General features: G+C 61.7%; 12 protein-coding genes. 9 read left to right on the top strand and 3 right to left on the bottom strand.

Features of this window, described 5'->3' with window-relative positions; all coding sequences use genetic code 11:
* Positions 1-82: 82 nt before the first annotated feature.
* The 5 genes from RS694_RS18475 (at position 83) to RS694_RS18455 (ending at position 6792) form a co-directional block, all read left to right on the top strand.
* The gene (locus tag RS694_RS18475) at positions 83-382 is read left to right on the top strand and encodes a Dabb family protein (RefSeq protein ID WP_051391743.1); all 300 of its coding nucleotides are present in this window, start codon (positions 83-85) and stop codon (positions 380-382) included.
* Between the two features lie 6 nt (positions 383-388).
* On the top strand, positions 389-1576 hold the full coding sequence (locus tag RS694_RS18470; RefSeq protein WP_029706523.1) for a CaiB/BaiF CoA transferase family protein: 1188 nt from the start codon (positions 389-391) through the stop codon (positions 1574-1576).
* A 70-nt stretch (positions 1577-1646) separates the two neighbouring features.
* Complete coding sequence (locus RS694_RS18465) at positions 1647-2564, top strand: LysR family transcriptional regulator (protein WP_029706521.1); 918 nt, start codon at positions 1647-1649, stop codon at positions 2562-2564.
* A gap of 160 nt (positions 2565-2724) precedes the next feature.
* Positions 2725-4881 (top strand): molybdopterin-dependent oxidoreductase, encoded by a 2157-nt coding sequence (locus RS694_RS18460; RefSeq protein WP_029706520.1) that lies wholly within the window; start codon positions 2725-2727, stop codon positions 4879-4881.
* 204 nt (positions 4882-5085) lie between these two features.
* Positions 5086-6792 carry an AMP-binding protein gene (locus RS694_RS18455; RefSeq protein ID WP_029706519.1) on the top strand — a complete coding sequence of 569 codons (1707 nt, stop codon included), beginning with the start codon at positions 5086-5088 and terminating at the stop codon, positions 6790-6792.
* A gap of 121 nt (positions 6793-6913) precedes the next feature.
* Here RS694_RS18455 and RS694_RS18450 read toward each other — a convergent pair whose 3' ends face one another.
* Positions 6914-7813, bottom strand: a complete 900-nt coding sequence (locus RS694_RS18450) for an SMP-30/gluconolactonase/LRE family protein (protein ID WP_244898404.1) — start codon at positions 7811-7813, stop codon at positions 6914-6916.
* A 14-nt stretch (positions 7814-7827) separates the two neighbouring features.
* Positions 7828-9552, bottom strand: a complete 1725-nt coding sequence (locus tag RS694_RS18445) for an IlvD/Edd family dehydratase (RefSeq protein WP_029706517.1) — start codon at positions 9550-9552, stop codon at positions 7828-7830.
* A gap of 135 nt (positions 9553-9687) precedes the next feature.
* Between RS694_RS18445 and RS694_RS18440 the strand changes: the two genes are divergently transcribed.
* Complete coding sequence (locus tag RS694_RS18440) at positions 9688-10464, top strand: SDR family NAD(P)-dependent oxidoreductase (protein ID WP_029706516.1); 777 nt, start codon at positions 9688-9690, stop codon at positions 10462-10464.
* 26 nt (positions 10465-10490) lie between these two features.
* Here RS694_RS18440 and RS694_RS18435 read toward each other — a convergent pair whose 3' ends face one another.
* Positions 10491-11462, bottom strand: coding sequence for a LysR substrate-binding domain-containing protein (locus tag RS694_RS18435; RefSeq protein WP_029706515.1), 972 nt, complete (start codon positions 11460-11462; stop codon positions 10491-10493).
* Positions 11463-11654: 192 nt separating this feature from the next.
* Between RS694_RS18435 and chvE the strand changes: the two genes are divergently transcribed.
* The 3 genes from chvE to mmsB all read left to right on the top strand — a co-directional run bounded on the left by chvE (position 11655) and on the right by mmsB (position 15504).
* On the top strand, positions 11655-12683 hold the full coding sequence (gene chvE, locus RS694_RS18430; protein ID WP_051391742.1) for a multiple monosaccharide ABC transporter substrate-binding protein: 1029 nt from the start codon (positions 11655-11657) through the stop codon (positions 12681-12683).
* Positions 12684-12776: 93 nt separating this feature from the next.
* On the top strand, positions 12777-14309 hold the full coding sequence (gene mmsA, locus RS694_RS18425) for a multiple monosaccharide ABC transporter ATP-binding protein (protein ID WP_029706513.1): 1533 nt from the start codon (positions 12777-12779) through the stop codon (positions 14307-14309).
* A 1-nt stretch (position 14310) separates the two neighbouring features.
* A complete protein-coding gene (gene mmsB / locus RS694_RS18420; protein ID WP_029706512.1) occupies positions 14311-15504 on the top strand; it encodes a multiple monosaccharide ABC transporter permease in 1194 nt (397 codons plus the stop codon).
* Positions 15505-15512: the final 8 nt, after the last annotated feature.

The following is a 15512-nucleotide window of genomic DNA, read 5'->3' as shown; positions in this document are numbered from 1 at the left end:
CGATATACGTACTTTATTCCATCCTTTGGCGGCCACTATATGGAAGAATATCAATCGATTTGTGACAAATTGGAAGGTATTCATGCCCATACGCCATCTCGTCCTGCTGCGTTTCAAGGACGCCGCCACTGCCGAACAGCGCCAGCATCTGGAGCAGGAGTTCAGTGCCCTGCAGAGCAAGATCAGTGCCGTGCAAAGCTTGGAATGGGGCACCAACAACAGCCCCGAAGGCCTGGCCAAGGGCTTCACCCACTGCTTCAACCTGACGTTTGCCGACGAAGCGGCGCGTGCGCGTTACCTGCCGCACCCGGCGCATCTGGCGTTTGTAGACATCCTCAAACCCGCGCTGGACGATGTGCTGGTGCTGGACTACGCGGTGTAAGGCTTCATGACCGAGAACAATAAACCCCTTCCCCTGGCCGGCGTGCGCGTGGTCGAGTTCACCCATATGGTGATGGGCCCGACCTGCGGCATGGTGCTGGCCGACCTGGGCGCCGAAGTCATCAAGGTCGAGCCGCTGGCCGGCGACAGCACGCGCAAGCTGCTGGGCAGCGGGGCAGGCTTTTACCCGCTGTTCAACCGCAACAAGAAGAGCATTGCGGTGGACATGAAAAGCGCCAAGGGCCGCGAGGTGGTGCTCAAGCTGATCGCCACCGCCGACATCGTGAGCGAAAACTTCAAGACCGAGACCATGCAGAAGCTGGGGCTGGACTACGCCACGCTGAAGCAATTCGACGAGCGCCTGATTTATGTGAGCCACAAAGGCTTTCTGCCCGGCCCCTATGACCATCGCACCGCGCTGGACGAAGTGGTGCAAATGATGGGCGGCCTGGCCTACATGACCGGGCGCCCCGGCGACCCGCTGCGCGCGGGCTCCAGCGTCAACGACATCATGGGCGGCATGTTCGGCGCGATCGGCGCCATGGCTGCGCTGATGCAACGCGCCACGACGGGCAAAGGCCAGGAGGTGCAAAGTGCGCTGTTCGAGAACAACATCTTCCTGGTCGCCCAGCACATGATGCAGTTCGCCGTGACCGGCAAGGCCGCCGCGCCCATGCCCGAGCGCATCTCGCCCTGGGGTATTTACGACGTATTCAGCGTCAAGGACAACGAACAGATTTTCCTGGCCGTGGTGGGCGACGGTCAGTGGAAAACCTTTTGCGAAGCCTTTGGTTACGCCGACCTGTTTGCCGACAACCGCGTCACCACCAACAACGACCGCGTGCTGGCGCGCGGCTGGTTGATCCCCGAGTTGCGTGCACGGCTGGCCCAGTTCAACCGTGCGGAACTGTCGCAGCGTTTTGAGCAAGTGGGCCTACCGTTTGCGCCTATCACCGATCCGCAGCATTTGTTTGACGACCCCCACCTGCAACAAACCGGCGGCCTGGCGCCTATGGAATTGCCCGACGGCCGCGCCACCGTGGTGCCCCTGCTGCCGCTCAAGCTGGACGGTGAACGCCTGGGCCTGCGGCTCGATCCGCCCAAGCTGGGTGAACACACCGACGTGCTGCTGCAAAGCCTGGGCTACTCCGCGGACGACGTGGCGGCGCTGCATGCGGATGGCGTAGTGCTATGAAAAGCGTAGCTTCTTGCGCATGCCCTGCCTGGGCTAGAGGCCAATTTGTTCATCAAATAGCAGGCTAGTCATGGACAAACTCAAACAACTCGAATCCTTTGTCTCCGTCGCCACACGCGGCAGCCTGACTGCTGCCGCCAATGCAGAAGGTGTCGCGCCCGCCATCATGGGCCGCCGTCTGGACGGCCTGGAAGAACGCCTGGGCGTGAAGCTGCTGCTGCGCACCACGCGGCGCATCACACTCACACACGAGGGCAGCGCGTTCCTAGAGGACTGCCAGCGCATCTTGGCCGATGTGTCCAACGCCGAAGCCAGCGTCAGCGCGGGCGGTGTCAAGGCCAGCGGCCACTTGCGCATCACCGCACCGGCAGGTTTCGGCCGCCGCCATGTGGCGTCGCTGGTGCCCAGGTTCCGCGAGCTACACCCCGAGGTCACCATCTCGCTGAACCTCAGTGACCGCGTGGTCGACATCGCGGGCGAAGGCTACGACTGCGCGGTGCGCGTGGGCGACCTGCCGGACTCATCGCTGGTGAGTGTGCGCATGGCCGACAACCGTCGCCTGTGTGTGGCCACACCGGCCTACCTCAAACGCCACGGCACGCCGCAAACCCCAGCGGACCTGGCGCGCTTCCATTGCCTCACGCTGTCCAGCGATGCGTCACAAACGCGCGGCTGGGCGTTTCAGTTGCCCGATAACGCGGTGACCTATATGAAACCCGCCGGCCCGCTGGATTGCAGCGACGGACAGGTGCTGCACGACTGGTGCCTGGCCGGTTACGGCATCGCCTGGCGCAGTACGTGGGAGGTGGAGGCCGAGATTGCAGCCGGTCAACTGGTGGCCGTGCTGGAAGATTTCGCTGCGCCGCCCAACGGCATCTACGCCGTGTTCCCCCAGCGTAAACATTTGCCGCTGCGCGTGCGGCTGTGGATTGACTTTCTCAAGCACCACTACGGCACACCGGGGTTCTGGCAAACGCCTGCGGCCTGATTGCCACGCCGTTCGGGTCGCATTTTGCTATCAAATAAATAGCTGATTGCGCAAGATTGGCGGGGGTTACGTGACAAATCGACCTCATGGTAAGTACGCATAGTGCCCTGGGGTGGGCGGCGCTACAGTCCGCCGCTGACGCCACCCACCAGGAAAGTCCATGCCCCACCTTCACCGCCGCGCGTGTAACTTGTGCGAGGCCATCTGTGGCTTGCAGGTAGAGGTAGACGCGGGGCGCATTGTGTCCATCAAGGGTGACCCGGACGACCCGCATAGCCGCGGCTTTATCTGCCCCAAGGCGCTGGCCCTGAAAGACCTGCAGGAAGACCCCGACCGCATCCGCCAGCCCATGCGCCGCACGCCGGACGGCTGGGAGCCCGTGGGCTGGGACGAGGCACTGGACGAAGCGGGCCGCGCCATCGCGGCCATTCAGAAGCGCCACGGCATGGACGCGCTGGGCATTTACTGGGGCAACCCGCCCACCCACAACCACGGCCTGGTGCTGACCATGAACCCGGTGTTTGACGCTTTGCGCACGCGCAACCGGTACTCCGCTGCGTCGGTGGACCAGTTGCCGCAGTATCTGGTGAGCCGGCTGATGTTTGGCAACCAGCTGATGTTTCCGGTGCCGGACCTGGACCACACGCAGTTCTGGCTCATCCTGGGCGGCAACCCGCTGGCCTCCAACGGCAGCGTGGGCTCGGGGCCCGACATGCGCAGCCGCCTCAAAGCCATTCAGGCGCGCGGCGGCGCGGTCGTGGTGGTGGACCCGCGGCGCACCGAGACCGCGCAGTTGGCCAGCCAGCACCTGGCGATTCGCCCCGGTGGCGATGTCTGGCTGCTGCTGGCGCTGTTGCAGGTGATCACCAGTGAACAGCTGGCGCACCCCGCCCGCGTGCTGGAGTGGAGCCGTGGTCTGGACCAGGTCGCGGCACTGGTGGCCACGTGTACACCCGAGTCGGTGGTGGATGCCACGGGGCTGGACGCCGAGTCCATCCGCCAGCTCGCACGCGACTTCGCCGCTGCGCCCAGCGCCGTGGCCTATGGCCGGCTGGGCGTGTGCCAGACACCCAACGCCACGCTGAGCCATTGGCTCATCAACCTGCTGAACCTGTTGACCGGCAATACGGACCGCGTGGGTGGCGCCATGTTCACCACGCCCGCGTTTGACATCACCGGTCTGGCCAAGCTGTTCGCCGGCGGGGGCCACTACGCGCGTTGGAAGAGCCGTGTGCGCGGCCTGCCCGAATTCAGTGACGAACTGCCGGCCGCCACGCTGGCCGATGAAATGCTGACGCCCGGTGTGGGGCAGATCAAGGCCATGCTGCTCGTGGCGGGCAACCCGGTGCTCAGCACACCCAACGGTGCGCGGCTGGACACCGCCATGCAGCAGCTCGACTACTGCGTGGCAGTGGACTTCTACATCAACGAATCCACGCGCCATGCGAACCTGATTCTTCCGCCCGTCACCACCTGGGAGCGGGGCAATTTTGAAGCCGCCGTCAACGCCGTGCAGGTGCGCAATGTGGCCCGCTATTCCCAAGCCGCGCTGGACGCCCCGGCGGACAGCCGGCAAGACTGGCAAATCCTCACCGGCCTGCTGGCCCGTGTGGAGCAGCACCGCGATGCCATGGGCTGGCTGGTGGGGCGCCTGCGCCATGGCGTGAGCCGGGTGTTGACGCCAGACCGACTGCTGGACATCGCCTTGCGGCTGGGCCCGCACGGCGCCTGGCGCAGAGCGGGTGCGCGCCTGTCATTGGGCAAGTTGCGGTCCGCGCAGCGCAATCTCGACCTGGGGCCGCTGCAGCCCAGCCTGCCGCAGGCTCTCTACACCGCCGACAAAAAAGTGGATGCGGTACCCGCTCTGATGCGTGAGGAGCTGGTGCGCCTGCTGGCAACGCGTGGCGCGCAAACCGATGCTGCAGCGGGGCTGGTGTTGATTGGCCGCCGCCATGTGCGCACCAACAACTCCTGGATGCACAACTACACCCGGCTGGTGAAAGGGCCGTCTGGCTGCACCCTGCTTATGCACCCGGTGGATGCCGACCAGCGCCAGGTCTTTCATGGCGACATGGTGTCCCTGCGCTCGCGCACCGGCGCCATCACCGTGGAGCTGGCGGTATCGGAGGACATGCGCCCGGGCGTGGTGAGCCTACCGCACGGCTGGGGGCACGACAAGCCGGGTACCCGCCTGCGCGTGGCGCGCGACTATGCCGGTGCGAGCGTGAACGACGTGACCGACGAACTGCTGGTGGACCGCCTGAGCGGCAATGCGGCGGTCAATGGTGTGGTGGTGGACGTCTTGCCAATGCCTTAGCGTTCGACGCGTGATTTGGCAGACCGCAGCCTGCCCAATCTGCGTGTGTGTGGAATGCCTGGATAAGGTAAGAAAAACCGCGTCACCCTGATGACGTGCATCCAGGTACCGAGGGTTACTCCGCTACAGAAAGCGAAGCGATCTGCGCATATTGCAGCAGCGTTGCAACGCCTGCTGGTGTGCCGCTTTTTGACTGCCTATTCCATGTCTACACCCATCACCGTATCGCCGCACGACTTGCCCCTGCAATGCCTGTACCGCTGGGAGGCCAGCAGCCCCAACGCCGTGTACCTCACCCAACCCATGGGCGGTGGCATGGTGCAGGAGATCACATGGGCACAAGCCATCGACCAGATCCGCCGCGTGGCCGCATGGCTGAAGGCGCAAGGCTGGCCCGCAGGCAGCCGGGTGGGCGTCATGGGGAAAAACAGCGCGCACTGGCTGCTGGCAGACTTGGCCATTTTGATGGCCGGCCATGTGAGCGTACCCATTTACCCTACCTTCAATGCCGAGGCCCTGGGTTACATCCTGGCGCACAGCGACACCAAGGCCTTGTTCGTGGGCAAGCTCGATACGCCACAGAACATTCGCGAAGGCGTCCCTGCGCATCTGCCGCTCATCATCCTGCCCCTGGCACCCGCGCTGGAGGGGCTGGACTGGGACCGCATCGTGGCGCACACGCCGCCCTTGGCCGGTGAACACCTTGTGTCCATGGACGCGGTGCAAACCATCATCTACACCTCTGGCACCACCGGCAAACCCAAAGGCGTGGTGCACACCGGCGAGTCCATGGCGTGGGCGGTGAGCAGTGGCACCCGGCGCCTGGCCATGGGGCCTACAGACCGCTACATCTCGTATTTGCCGTTGGCCCACGTGGCAGAGCGCATGGTGATTGAGCAGGCGGTGTTGCGGTACGGCGGGCATGTCTTCTTCGCGGAGTCGCTCGACACCTTTCAGAAAGATCTGCAGCGCGCGCGGCCCACCATCTTTTTCTCGGTGCCCCGTTTGTGGGTCAAGTTTCAGCACGGGGTGCACAGCAAGTTGCCCGCACCGCGGCTCCAATTCCTCATGCGCCTGCCGTGGCTGGGGGGGGTGGTGCGCCGCAAGATTCTGCAGGGCCTGGGGCTGGATGCGTGTCGCCTGGCACTGGGCGGTGCAGCCCCCATGCCCGCCGACGTGTTGCGCTGGTACCGCCAACTGGGGCTGGACCTGGTCGAGGTCTACGGCATGACCGAGAACTGTGGCGCTTCACACGCCACCCTGCCCGGCAACCAGGAGGTGGGCACGGTGGGCCAGCCCTATGACGGGGTGGAGTGCCGTATTGACCCCGAGACCGGCGAGATTCAGATGCGCTGCAAGGCCGTGATGCAGGGCTACTACCTGGAGCCCGAGATGACGGCCCAGGCGTTCACCGCCGATGGTTGGCTGCGCACGGGCGACAAGGGCATGCTGGACGGCAAAGGCAGCCTGTGCATTACCGGGCGGGTGAAAGATATTTTCAAAACCAGCAAGGGCAAATACGTGGCCCCTGCGCGGCTGGAAGATTTGCTGGGGCGGCACACCGATATCGAGGCCTGTGCGGTCACGGGCAGTGGCAACTTGCCGCAGCCGTTGGCGCTGGTCATGCTGTCGCCTGACGCAGTACAGCGCAGCGAAGAGGCCGAGGGCCAAGCCGCGCTGGGTGCAGAGCTGGAAGCCCATTTGCTGGCGGTCAACGCGCTGCTGGAGCCCCACGAAAAGCTGGCCGCGCTGCTGGTGGTGACGACCCCCTGGACGCCCGAGAACGGTTTTGTCACCCCAACCATGAAAATCAAGCGCAACCGCATTGAAGAGGCCTACGGTGCGTACTTCGCCACCGCAGTGGCGCAGAAGCAAACGGTGGTGTGGGTGCGTGATGTGGCGCCTGCTTAGCGCACCACCGCACGAGCAGCGCACTGGTTCAGGAAGAGCATGAGTTTGCTATTGATTCAGGAGCTGCTTGCGCAATACCCGAAAGGGCTAGAGGCCTAAAAGGCTTTAAATCCCGGAGCAATCAGCCAGCAAACACCCCGGCCGACAACCCCGGGCTGTCCACCTCCACGCAGAACAGACCACCCGCCAGTGGCTGGCTGGCGAGTTGTTCGGCGCTCAGGCCGCTGCTGGCGCTGCTGATGTACAGGGTTTTCAGGTCCGGCCCGCCAAACGCGCAGTTGGTGATGTGGCTGGTGGGCAGCAACACGCGGGCCAGCTCGGCGCCGCTCACCGGGTCGTGGCAGCTCACACAGCTTGCGCCCCAGTGGGCGATCCACAGGCGCCCTGCGGCGTCGGTGGTCATGCCGTCGGGAAAACCGTCGCCCTTGGCGAACTCCAGCCACAGGCGTTTGTTGGACAGAGCGCCTGTGGCCGGGTCCATGTCAAAGGCGTGGATGCGTGATTGCACGGTGTCGTTGAAATACAGCGTGCGGCCGTCCAGCGACCAGGTCGGTCCATTGGTGACCGCATAGCCATCGTCCTGGCGGCTGCACTGTAATGCACCGTCCAGTCGGTACAGCGCGCCGGTGGGGGCGGCGCAGGCAAAGTCCATGGTGCCGCCCCAAAAGCGGCCTTGCGCGTCGCATTTGCCGTCGTTGAAGCGGTTGCCTTCGCGTTCGGGTTCGGGCTGGTGCAGGGGTTGCAGCGTGCCGGTGTCGGTGTTGAAGAAGGCAAAGCCGCGGCGCAGCGTGATGAGCAGCTCGGGGGCCGCAGCGCGCTCGGCCACCGCGGAAATTTCTTCGTCGAACGCCCAACTGTCGCGTGCCCGTGTGGCCGGGTGGTAGCGGTGCAGGCGCCGCCCCAGGATGTCGACCCAGTACATCGCTTGGTGCCGCGCCGACCACAGCGTCCCTTCGCCCAGCACCGCGCCCGCGGCCCACACACATTGCGGTGTGCCCAAGATCCGGGGAACGGCAACCACGGCTTGGCCTGAGATCAGTGCGACTCGCGTGGCACGTCAGCGCCACTGCCGCCGACCAGGAAGTCCATGTCCGCACCCAGGTGGGCCTGTTGCACATGTTCCACGTAGATCTTCTGGTAGCCGCGTTTGGGTGGTGTCGGTGGCTTCCAGTTTGTCAGGCGGCGGGCCAGTTCTTCTTCGGACACTTCCAAATGCAGGCGGCGGCCAGCCACGTCCAGCTCGATCATGTCGCCGTCCTGCACCACTGCCAGCGGACCTCCGGCGGCGGCTTCGGGGCTGGTGTGCAGCACCACGGTGCCGTAGGCGGTGCCGCTCATGCGGCCGTCGCTGATGCGCACCATGTCGGTAATGCCTTTGCGCAGCACCTTGGGCGGCAACGGCATATTGCCGACCTCGGCCATGCCGGGGTAGCCTTTGGGGCCACAGTTTTTCAGCACCATCACGCAGTGCTCGTCGATGTCGAGGTCTTCGTTGTCGATGCGGGCATGGAAGTCCTCGATATTCTCGAACACCACGGCGCGGCCGCGGTGCTGCAGCAGGTGGGCCGACGCGGCAGACGGTTTGATCACCGCGCCGTTAGGCGCCAGGTTGCCGCGCAGCACGGCAATGCCGGCGTCCTTCATGAACGGAACGTCCGGTGTTTTGATGACTTCCCGGTTGTAGCAGGGGGCATTGGCCACGTTCTCGTGGATGGTCTTGCCGTTCACGGTCATGCAGTCACCATGCAGCAGCGGCAAGATTTCGCGCATCACGGCGGGCAGGCCGCCGGCGTAGCAGAAGTCTTCCATCAGGTACTTGCCCGAGGGTTGCAGGTTCAGCACGCAAGGCACTTGGGCGCCCAGCTTGTCCCAATCTTCCAGCGACAGTTTCACGCCCAGGCGCCCTGCAATCGCGATCAGGTGGATCACCGCGTTGGTGGAGCCGCCGATGGCGGCATTGGTGCGGATGGCGTTTTCGAATGCTTCGCGCGTGAGGATATGGGACATCTTGATGTCTTGTTTGACCATCTCCACAATGCGCCGCCCGCTCAGCTGCGCCAGGCGCTTGCGCCGGTTGTCGGGTGCGGGAATGGCCGCGTTTTCAGGCAGCGAGATGCCCAGCGCTTCGACCATGCTGGCCATGGTGGAGGCGGTGCCCATGGTCATGCAGGTGCCGCTGGAGCGGTGCATGTCGGCTTCGCAGGAGGTGAACTCTTCCATGGTCATCTGGCCTGCGCGCACCATTTCGCTCATCTGCCACACGCCGGTGCCCGAGCCCACGTCGGTGCCGCGGAACTTGCCGTTGAGCATGGGGCCGCCGGACACACCGATGGTGGGCAGGTCACAGCTGGCCGCGCCCATCATCAGTGAGGGGGTGGTCTTGTCGCAGCCCATCAGCAGCACCACGCCGTCAATGGGGTTGCCGCGGATGCTTTCTTCCACGTCCATGGACGCCAGGTTGCGGAACAGCATGGCAGTGGGGCGCAACTGGGTTTCGCCCAATGACATCACGGGGAATTCGAGCGGGAAGCCGCCGGCCTCGTAAACGCCGCGTTTGACAAATTCCGCCAGTTCGCGAAAGTGGCCATTGCAGGGGGTCAGCTCGCTCCAGGTGTTGCAGATGCCGATGACCGGGCGGCCATCGAACTCGTCGTGCGGGTAGCCCTGGTTCTTGATCCAGCTTCGGTGCATGAAACCATCGCGGTCCTGCTTGCCGAACCAGCCCTGGCTGCGGCGGAATGGGGGTTTTTTGGAATCCATGTCTCAGGTGTCTTTCTTATGGGGAATTGCACGGGGCACTTGACAGGCAGCATCGTATCAATGCAAAGTGATAATAGAAAATGAATAAATAGACATTTAACATATCTAAATTGCAATATTAAAAAGGAGTCTCTGATGCAGTCCCCCTCAAATGCCTTGGCAAGTTACCCCAGTTTGCGCGACCAGCGCGTGTTTGTCACCGGTGGCGGCACCGGTATTGGTGCCGCCATCGTGTCGGCATTTGCCGAGCAGGGTGCCAAGGTGGCCTTTGTCGATGTGGCCGAGCAAGAAAGCGCCGCACTCGCGAAGCACCTAGCCGCGCAGGGCCATACCGTCTGGTGGCGCACCTGTGATGTGCGTGACGTGGCGGCCCTGCAGCGCACCATCGCGCAGGCCGAGCAGGAACTGGGCGATTTTTCCACGCTGGTCAACAACGTGGCGCGCGACGATCGCCACACGCTGGAGTCGGTCACGCCCGAGTACTGGGATGAGCGCATGGCGGTGAATCAGCGCCCAGCCTTTTTTGCCATCCAATCCGTCGTGCCTGGCATGCGGCGCCTGGGCGGTGGTTCCATCATCAACCTGGGTTCCACTGGCTGGCAGACCAAGGGCAGCGCGTATCCCTGTTATGCGGTGGCCAAATCGTCGGCCAATGGGCTCACACGTGGGCTGGCAGACAGCTTGGGTGCAGACCGCATCCGGGTGAACACCGTGTCTCCGGGTTGGGTGATGACCGAGCGCCAGATCAAGCTCTGGCTGAATGCCGAAGGGGAGGCCGAGATCAAGCGCAACCAATGCCTGCCTGACAAACTGCAGCCATCGGATGTGGCGCGCATGGTGTTGTTCCTTGCCTCAGCGGATGGCGCGATGTGCTCCGCGCAGGAATTCAAAGTGGACGCCGGCTGGTCCTGAGTACCTGATCGCGCAGCGGGCGCTGTTCAAAGCCCGTCTGTGGACATGTCCAACTGCTTGCCGTACACCGTGACGGCGGCCGTCTTGAGCGCGCGCAGCATCACCTTGGCTGCGGGAGACAACAAGCGGTCACGCCGGGTGATGATGCCAAACGCATCCATCTGGCAGGGCAGGGTAATGGGCAAGATGGCCAGCAGGCCGTGGTCTGCGTAGTAACGCGCCACGTCCGTGGCCACCACGCTGAGCATGTCGCTTTGCTGCAGCATCTTGGTGGTGAACAGCAATGAGGCGGTCTCCACCACATTGGCCGGAGCCTTGATGCCTTCCTCCTGGAACATCAGCTCAAAGCGGTGGCGCAAGACACTGCCGCTGGGGGAGATGATCCAGCCGGATTCAGACAGTTCCTTGAGGCTCAGTGCATTCACGCGCAGCAGTGGATGGCCGGGGCGTGCCACGGCGCACACTGGTTCGTCGGTGAGCATTTCGTAGCGCAGTTCGGTCTTGTCATGTTGGGCAAACAAGCGGGCCACGAGGATGTCGAGCTTGCCCTGGTTGAGGCGTTCGATCAGCACGTCGCTGGTCTCGATCTGCAACGCGATCTGCAGATTGGGGTGCTCGCGCTTGACCAGTGACACGGTGGGCGGCAGTAGGGCCAGTCCAGGGGCCGTGATGGCGCCCACGCTGACCTGGCCAAATTGGCCATTTTTGGCAGCTTCCAACTCCTCGTGCGCCTGGTTCAGGCTGGTCAGCGCCATGCGTGCGTGGCGGATCATGGTCTCGCCGTACCAGGTGGGGCGCATGCCGCGTGGCAGGCGGTCAAACAGCGAAACCTCCAGCGCATCCTCCAGATCCTTGAGCAGCTTGGAGGCGGCTGGCTGGGTCATGTTGAGAACCTGGGCGGCGCGGTGGATGTTGCCTTCCTCGGCCAGCGCCACCAGCAGCAGGAGTTGGCGCGTCTTCAGCCGCGCCCGCAGGAACCAGGGGATGTAGCTTGTCATTTGAGGGTTTTTACCAATTCTTTTTTGGATATCGCAATGCGGTTAAACAATATTAGATAAATATCGATCGCCTTCGTATCATCGGGCCTCTGCGCCAAAAAGGCAAAGATTCTTGACATCCATTCATACCTATTCAGGAGACATACCGTGACCCGCAGAACAACACTTAAAGCACTGGCAGCCGGATTGGCAATGGGCTTTGCACTGGCGACGCCGGTCGCGCACGCCCAGGACAAAGGCCTCGTGGGCGTGGCAATGCCTACCAAAACATCCATGCGTTGGATTGACGATGGCAACAACATGGTCAAGGCTTTGACGGCCAAAGGCTACAAAACCGATTTGCAATATGCCGACGACGACATTCCGAATCAGTTGGCCCAAATTGAAAACATGGTCACCAAAGGCGTCAAAGTCCTGGTGATTGCCTCCATCGACGGCACCACGCTGTCCAACGTGTTGCAAAAAGCGGCTGACAAGGGCATCAAGGTTGTGGCCTATGACCGCCTGATCGTGGGCAGTAAGAATGTGGACTACTACACCACTTTCGATAACTTCTCCGTCGGTGTACTGCAGGCACAGTCGATTGAAAAAGCGCTGGGTCTCAAAGCGGGCAAGGGTCCGTTCAACATCGAGTTGTTCGGTGGATCTCCCGATGACAATAACGCCTTCTTCTTCTATGACGGTGCCATGAGCGTGCTCAAGCCCTACATCGACAAGGGCAAGCTGGTAGTTCGCAGCAAGCAGTTGGGCATGGAAAAAGTGGGCACCTTGCGCTGGGATGGCGCAGTGGCACAGGCCCGGATGGACAACCTGCTGAGCGCATATTACGGCAAGGACAAGGTGCACGCCGTATTGTCCCCGTATGACGGCTTGTCCATCGGCATCTTGTCTTCGCTCAAAGGCGTTGGTTATGGCTCCCCCAAGCAACCTTACCCGTACGTCACGGGCCAGGATGCCGAAGTGCCTTCAGTCAAGTCCATGATCCGCAAGGAACAGGGCTCTACCATCTTCAAGGACACACGTGAACTGGCCAAGGTCACAGCCAATCTGGTGGACGCCATCATCAGTGGCAAGAAGCCAGAAATCAACGACACCAAGACCTACAACAACAAGGTCAAGGTGGTTCCCTCCTACTTGCTCAAGCCGGTGAGTGTGGATATTTCCAACTACAAACAGGTCCTGGTTGACAGCGGCTACATCAAGGAAGACCAACTCAAGTAAGTCACTTTAGGGCTACAGTGAAAGGCCCTGTGCAGGGACGCGCAGGGCCTTTTTCATGTGACGCTGGAAGAAAAAAGAGGCAACTGAGGCAATATGGCGGACTCCATTCTGGAAATGCGAGGGATCAAAAAATCCTTCCACGGTGTCAAGGCACTGAGTGATGTGAACCTGACGGTGCGTACCGGAGAAATCCACGCCATCGTGGGTGAAAACGGGGCCGGGAAATCCACCCTGATGAAGGTGCTGAGCGGGGTCTACCCGCACGGTGAGTTTGAGGGTGATATCCAGTTCCAGGGCGAGGCGTGCCGTTTTAGGGGCATTGCCGACAGTGAGAAAAAGGGCATCATCATCATCCACCAGGAGTTGGCCCTCGTGCCGCTGCTGTCCATTGCAGAGAACATTTTTCTGGGTAATGAGCCTGCGCGTTATGGTGTGATTGACTGGACGCTTGCCCATGTCAAAACCCAGGCACTGCTCAAGAAGGTGGGGCTGCAGGAGTCGCCCAGCACGCTGATCACCAACCTGGGTGTGGGCAAGCAGCAGTTGATTGAAATTGCCAAGGCCCTGTCCAAGGAGGTGAAGCTGCTGATCCTGGACGAGCCTACCGCCAGCCTGAACGAAACCGACAGCGACGCGCTGCTGGAGTTGCTGCTAGAACTCAAGGCCCAAGGCATTGCCTGCATCCTGATTTCGCACAAGCTCAACGAAATCTCCAAGGTGGCCGACTCCATCACCGTGCTGCGTGATGGTGCCACTGTGGCGACCCTGGATTGCCGTGTTGGCAAGATCAGCGAAGACACGGTGATCCGCCACATGGTGGGTCGCGAGATGGCCGACCGCTACCCCAAGCGGACACCGGCTATTGGCGACACTGTGTTTGAAGTGAAGAACTGGCAGGTTCAGCACGATGTTCACCCCGAGCGGCAGGTCATCAAGGGGATTGACTTGCATATCCGGCGTGGAGAAATCCTGGGCATTGCCGGCCTCATGGGCGCGGGGCGCACCGAACTGGCCATGAGTATTTTTGGCAAAACCTATGGCAAGGGCATACGCGGTGAAGTGCGGTTGCACGGCAAGACCGTGGATACCAGCACGGTGCAAAAGGCGATTGACTGCGGCATTGCGTATGTCACCGAAGACCGCAAAGGCTACGGTCTGGTGCTGGAAGAAACCATTGCGTGGAACACCACACTGGCCAACCTGAACGCCGTCTCCAGCAACAACGTCATTGACGAAGGGCGCGAGTTCAAGGTGGCCGAGGACTACCGGCGCAAACTCAATATCCGTAGCCCCGATGTGTTTGCGCGTACCGTCAACCTGTCGGGCGGTAACCAGCAAAAGGTGGTGCTCAGCAAGTGGCTGTTTTCGAACCCCGAAGTGCTGATCCTCGACGAGCCCACGCGCGGGATTGATGTAGGCGCCAAGTACGAGATTTACACCATCATTGCGCAACTCGCCGCCGAGGGTAAATGCGTGCTGATGATCTCAAGTGAAATGCCCGAACTGCTGGGCATGTGCGACCGGATTTGTGTGTTGAACGAGGGTACTTTTGTGGCGGAATTCACCGCTGCTGAGGCGACCCAGGAAAAAATTATGCGGTCCATCGTGACCTCTGGAGTGAACTGATATGGAAACCCCCAACGCAGTAGCGACTGCTAAAACCAATGTTGGCACCGCCTTCCTGAAAAACAATTTGCGCGAATACGGCTTGCTGATCTCGCTGGTCGTGATCATGGTGTTCTTTCAGGTCATGACCGAGGGAACGCTGTTCCAGCCGCTAAACCTGACCAACCTGATTCTGCAAAACAGTTACATCATCGTGATGGCGCTGGGCATGCTGCTGGTGATCGTCGCAGGGCACATCGATTTGTCCGTGGGATCTGTCTGCGGTTTCATTGGCGCCGTGGCTGCCGTACTGATGGTTACCTACGAAGTGCATTTTGTCTGGGCTACGCTGATCTGTCTGGTGCTCGGTGGCGTGATTGGGGCAGCCCAAGGCTATTGGGTGGCGTTTCACAAGATACCGTCCTTTATTGTCACGCTAGCCGGCATGCTGGTCTTTAAAGGCTTGGCGCTGGCGGTTTTGCATGGCGCATCCGTAGGCCCGTTTCCCGCAGAGTTCCAGTTGCTCAGTACGGGCTTCATTCCTGAACCCTTTGCGGACGATGAGGCTTTTCATGTGACGTCTTTGCTCGCAGGGTTGGCGATGGCTCTGATCCTGCTGGTGAGCAAGGTGCGCGTGCGCGCCGGGCAAGTCAAACACGGCATGGACAGCGAGCCCTTTATCTTCTTCCTGCTGAAGAACCTGGTGTTCGTAGCCATGATCACGGCCTTCAGCTACCTGCTGGCTTCGTACAAGGGTCTGCCCAATGTGCTCATCGTCATGCTACTGCTGATGCTGGTGTACGACTTTGTCACGTCCAAGACCACCGTGGGGCGCCGCATCTACGCACTGGGCGGCAATGAAAAGGCCGCGCGCCTCTCAGGTATCAAGACCGAACGCCTGACCTTCTACACCTTCATCAACATGGGGGTGTTGTCGGCATTGGCCGGGCTGATTTTCGCGGCACGCCTGAACACGGCCACACCCAAGGCGGGGCTGGGTTTTGAGCTGGATGTGATTGCCGCTTGCTTTATCGGCGGGGCCTCGGCCTCGGGTGGTGTAGGCAAGGTGCTGGGCGCGGTGATTGGTGCTTTCATCATGGGTGTGATGAACAACGGCATGTCCATCATGGGCATTGGCATTGACTGGCAACAGGTCATCAAGGGCCTGGTGCTACTGGCGGCTGTGTGCGTCGATGTTTACAACAAGAAGAAATAAGGAACTCC

It is taken from the genome of Rhodoferax saidenbachensis (genome assembly GCF_001955715.1).
GTDB classification, from domain to species: Bacteria; Pseudomonadota; Gammaproteobacteria; order Burkholderiales; family Burkholderiaceae_C; genus Allorhodoferax; species Allorhodoferax saidenbachensis.
The sequence above is the reverse complement of the archived record's forward strand: the minus strand, read 5'-3'. Positions and strand labels throughout refer to the sequence as shown.

Bases quoted from the DNA above. Each gene is read 5' to 3' on its own strand.
- RS694_RS18475 (WP_051391743.1), top strand. From the start codon at position 83: ATGCCCATACGCCATCTCGTCCTGCTGCGTTTCAAGGACGCCGCCACT.
- chvE (WP_051391742.1), top strand. From the start codon at position 11,655: ATGGGCTTTGCACTGGCGACGCCGGTCGCGCACGCCCAGGACAAAGGC.
- RS694_RS18445 (WP_029706517.1), bottom strand. From the start codon at position 9,552: ATGGATTCCAAAAAACCCCCATTCCGCCGCAGCCAGGGCTGGTTCGGC.
- RS694_RS18460 (WP_029706520.1), top strand. From the start codon at position 2,725: ATGCCCCACCTTCACCGCCGCGCGTGTAACTTGTGCGAGGCCATCTGT.
- mmsA (WP_029706513.1), top strand. From the start codon at position 12,777: ATGGCGGACTCCATTCTGGAAATGCGAGGGATCAAAAAATCCTTCCAC.
- RS694_RS18440 (WP_029706516.1), top strand. From the start codon at position 9,688: ATGCAGTCCCCCTCAAATGCCTTGGCAAGTTACCCCAGTTTGCGCGAC.
- RS694_RS18455 (WP_029706519.1), top strand. From the start codon at position 5,086: ATGTCTACACCCATCACCGTATCGCCGCACGACTTGCCCCTGCAATGC.
- RS694_RS18435 (WP_029706515.1), bottom strand. From the start codon at position 11,462: ATGACAAGCTACATCCCCTGGTTCCTGCGGGCGCGGCTGAAGACGCGC.
- RS694_RS18470 (WP_029706523.1), top strand. From the start codon at position 389: ATGACCGAGAACAATAAACCCCTTCCCCTGGCCGGCGTGCGCGTGGTC.
- mmsB (WP_029706512.1), top strand. From the start codon at position 14,311: ATGGAAACCCCCAACGCAGTAGCGACTGCTAAAACCAATGTTGGCACC.
- RS694_RS18465 (WP_029706521.1), top strand. From the start codon at position 1,647: ATGGACAAACTCAAACAACTCGAATCCTTTGTCTCCGTCGCCACACGC.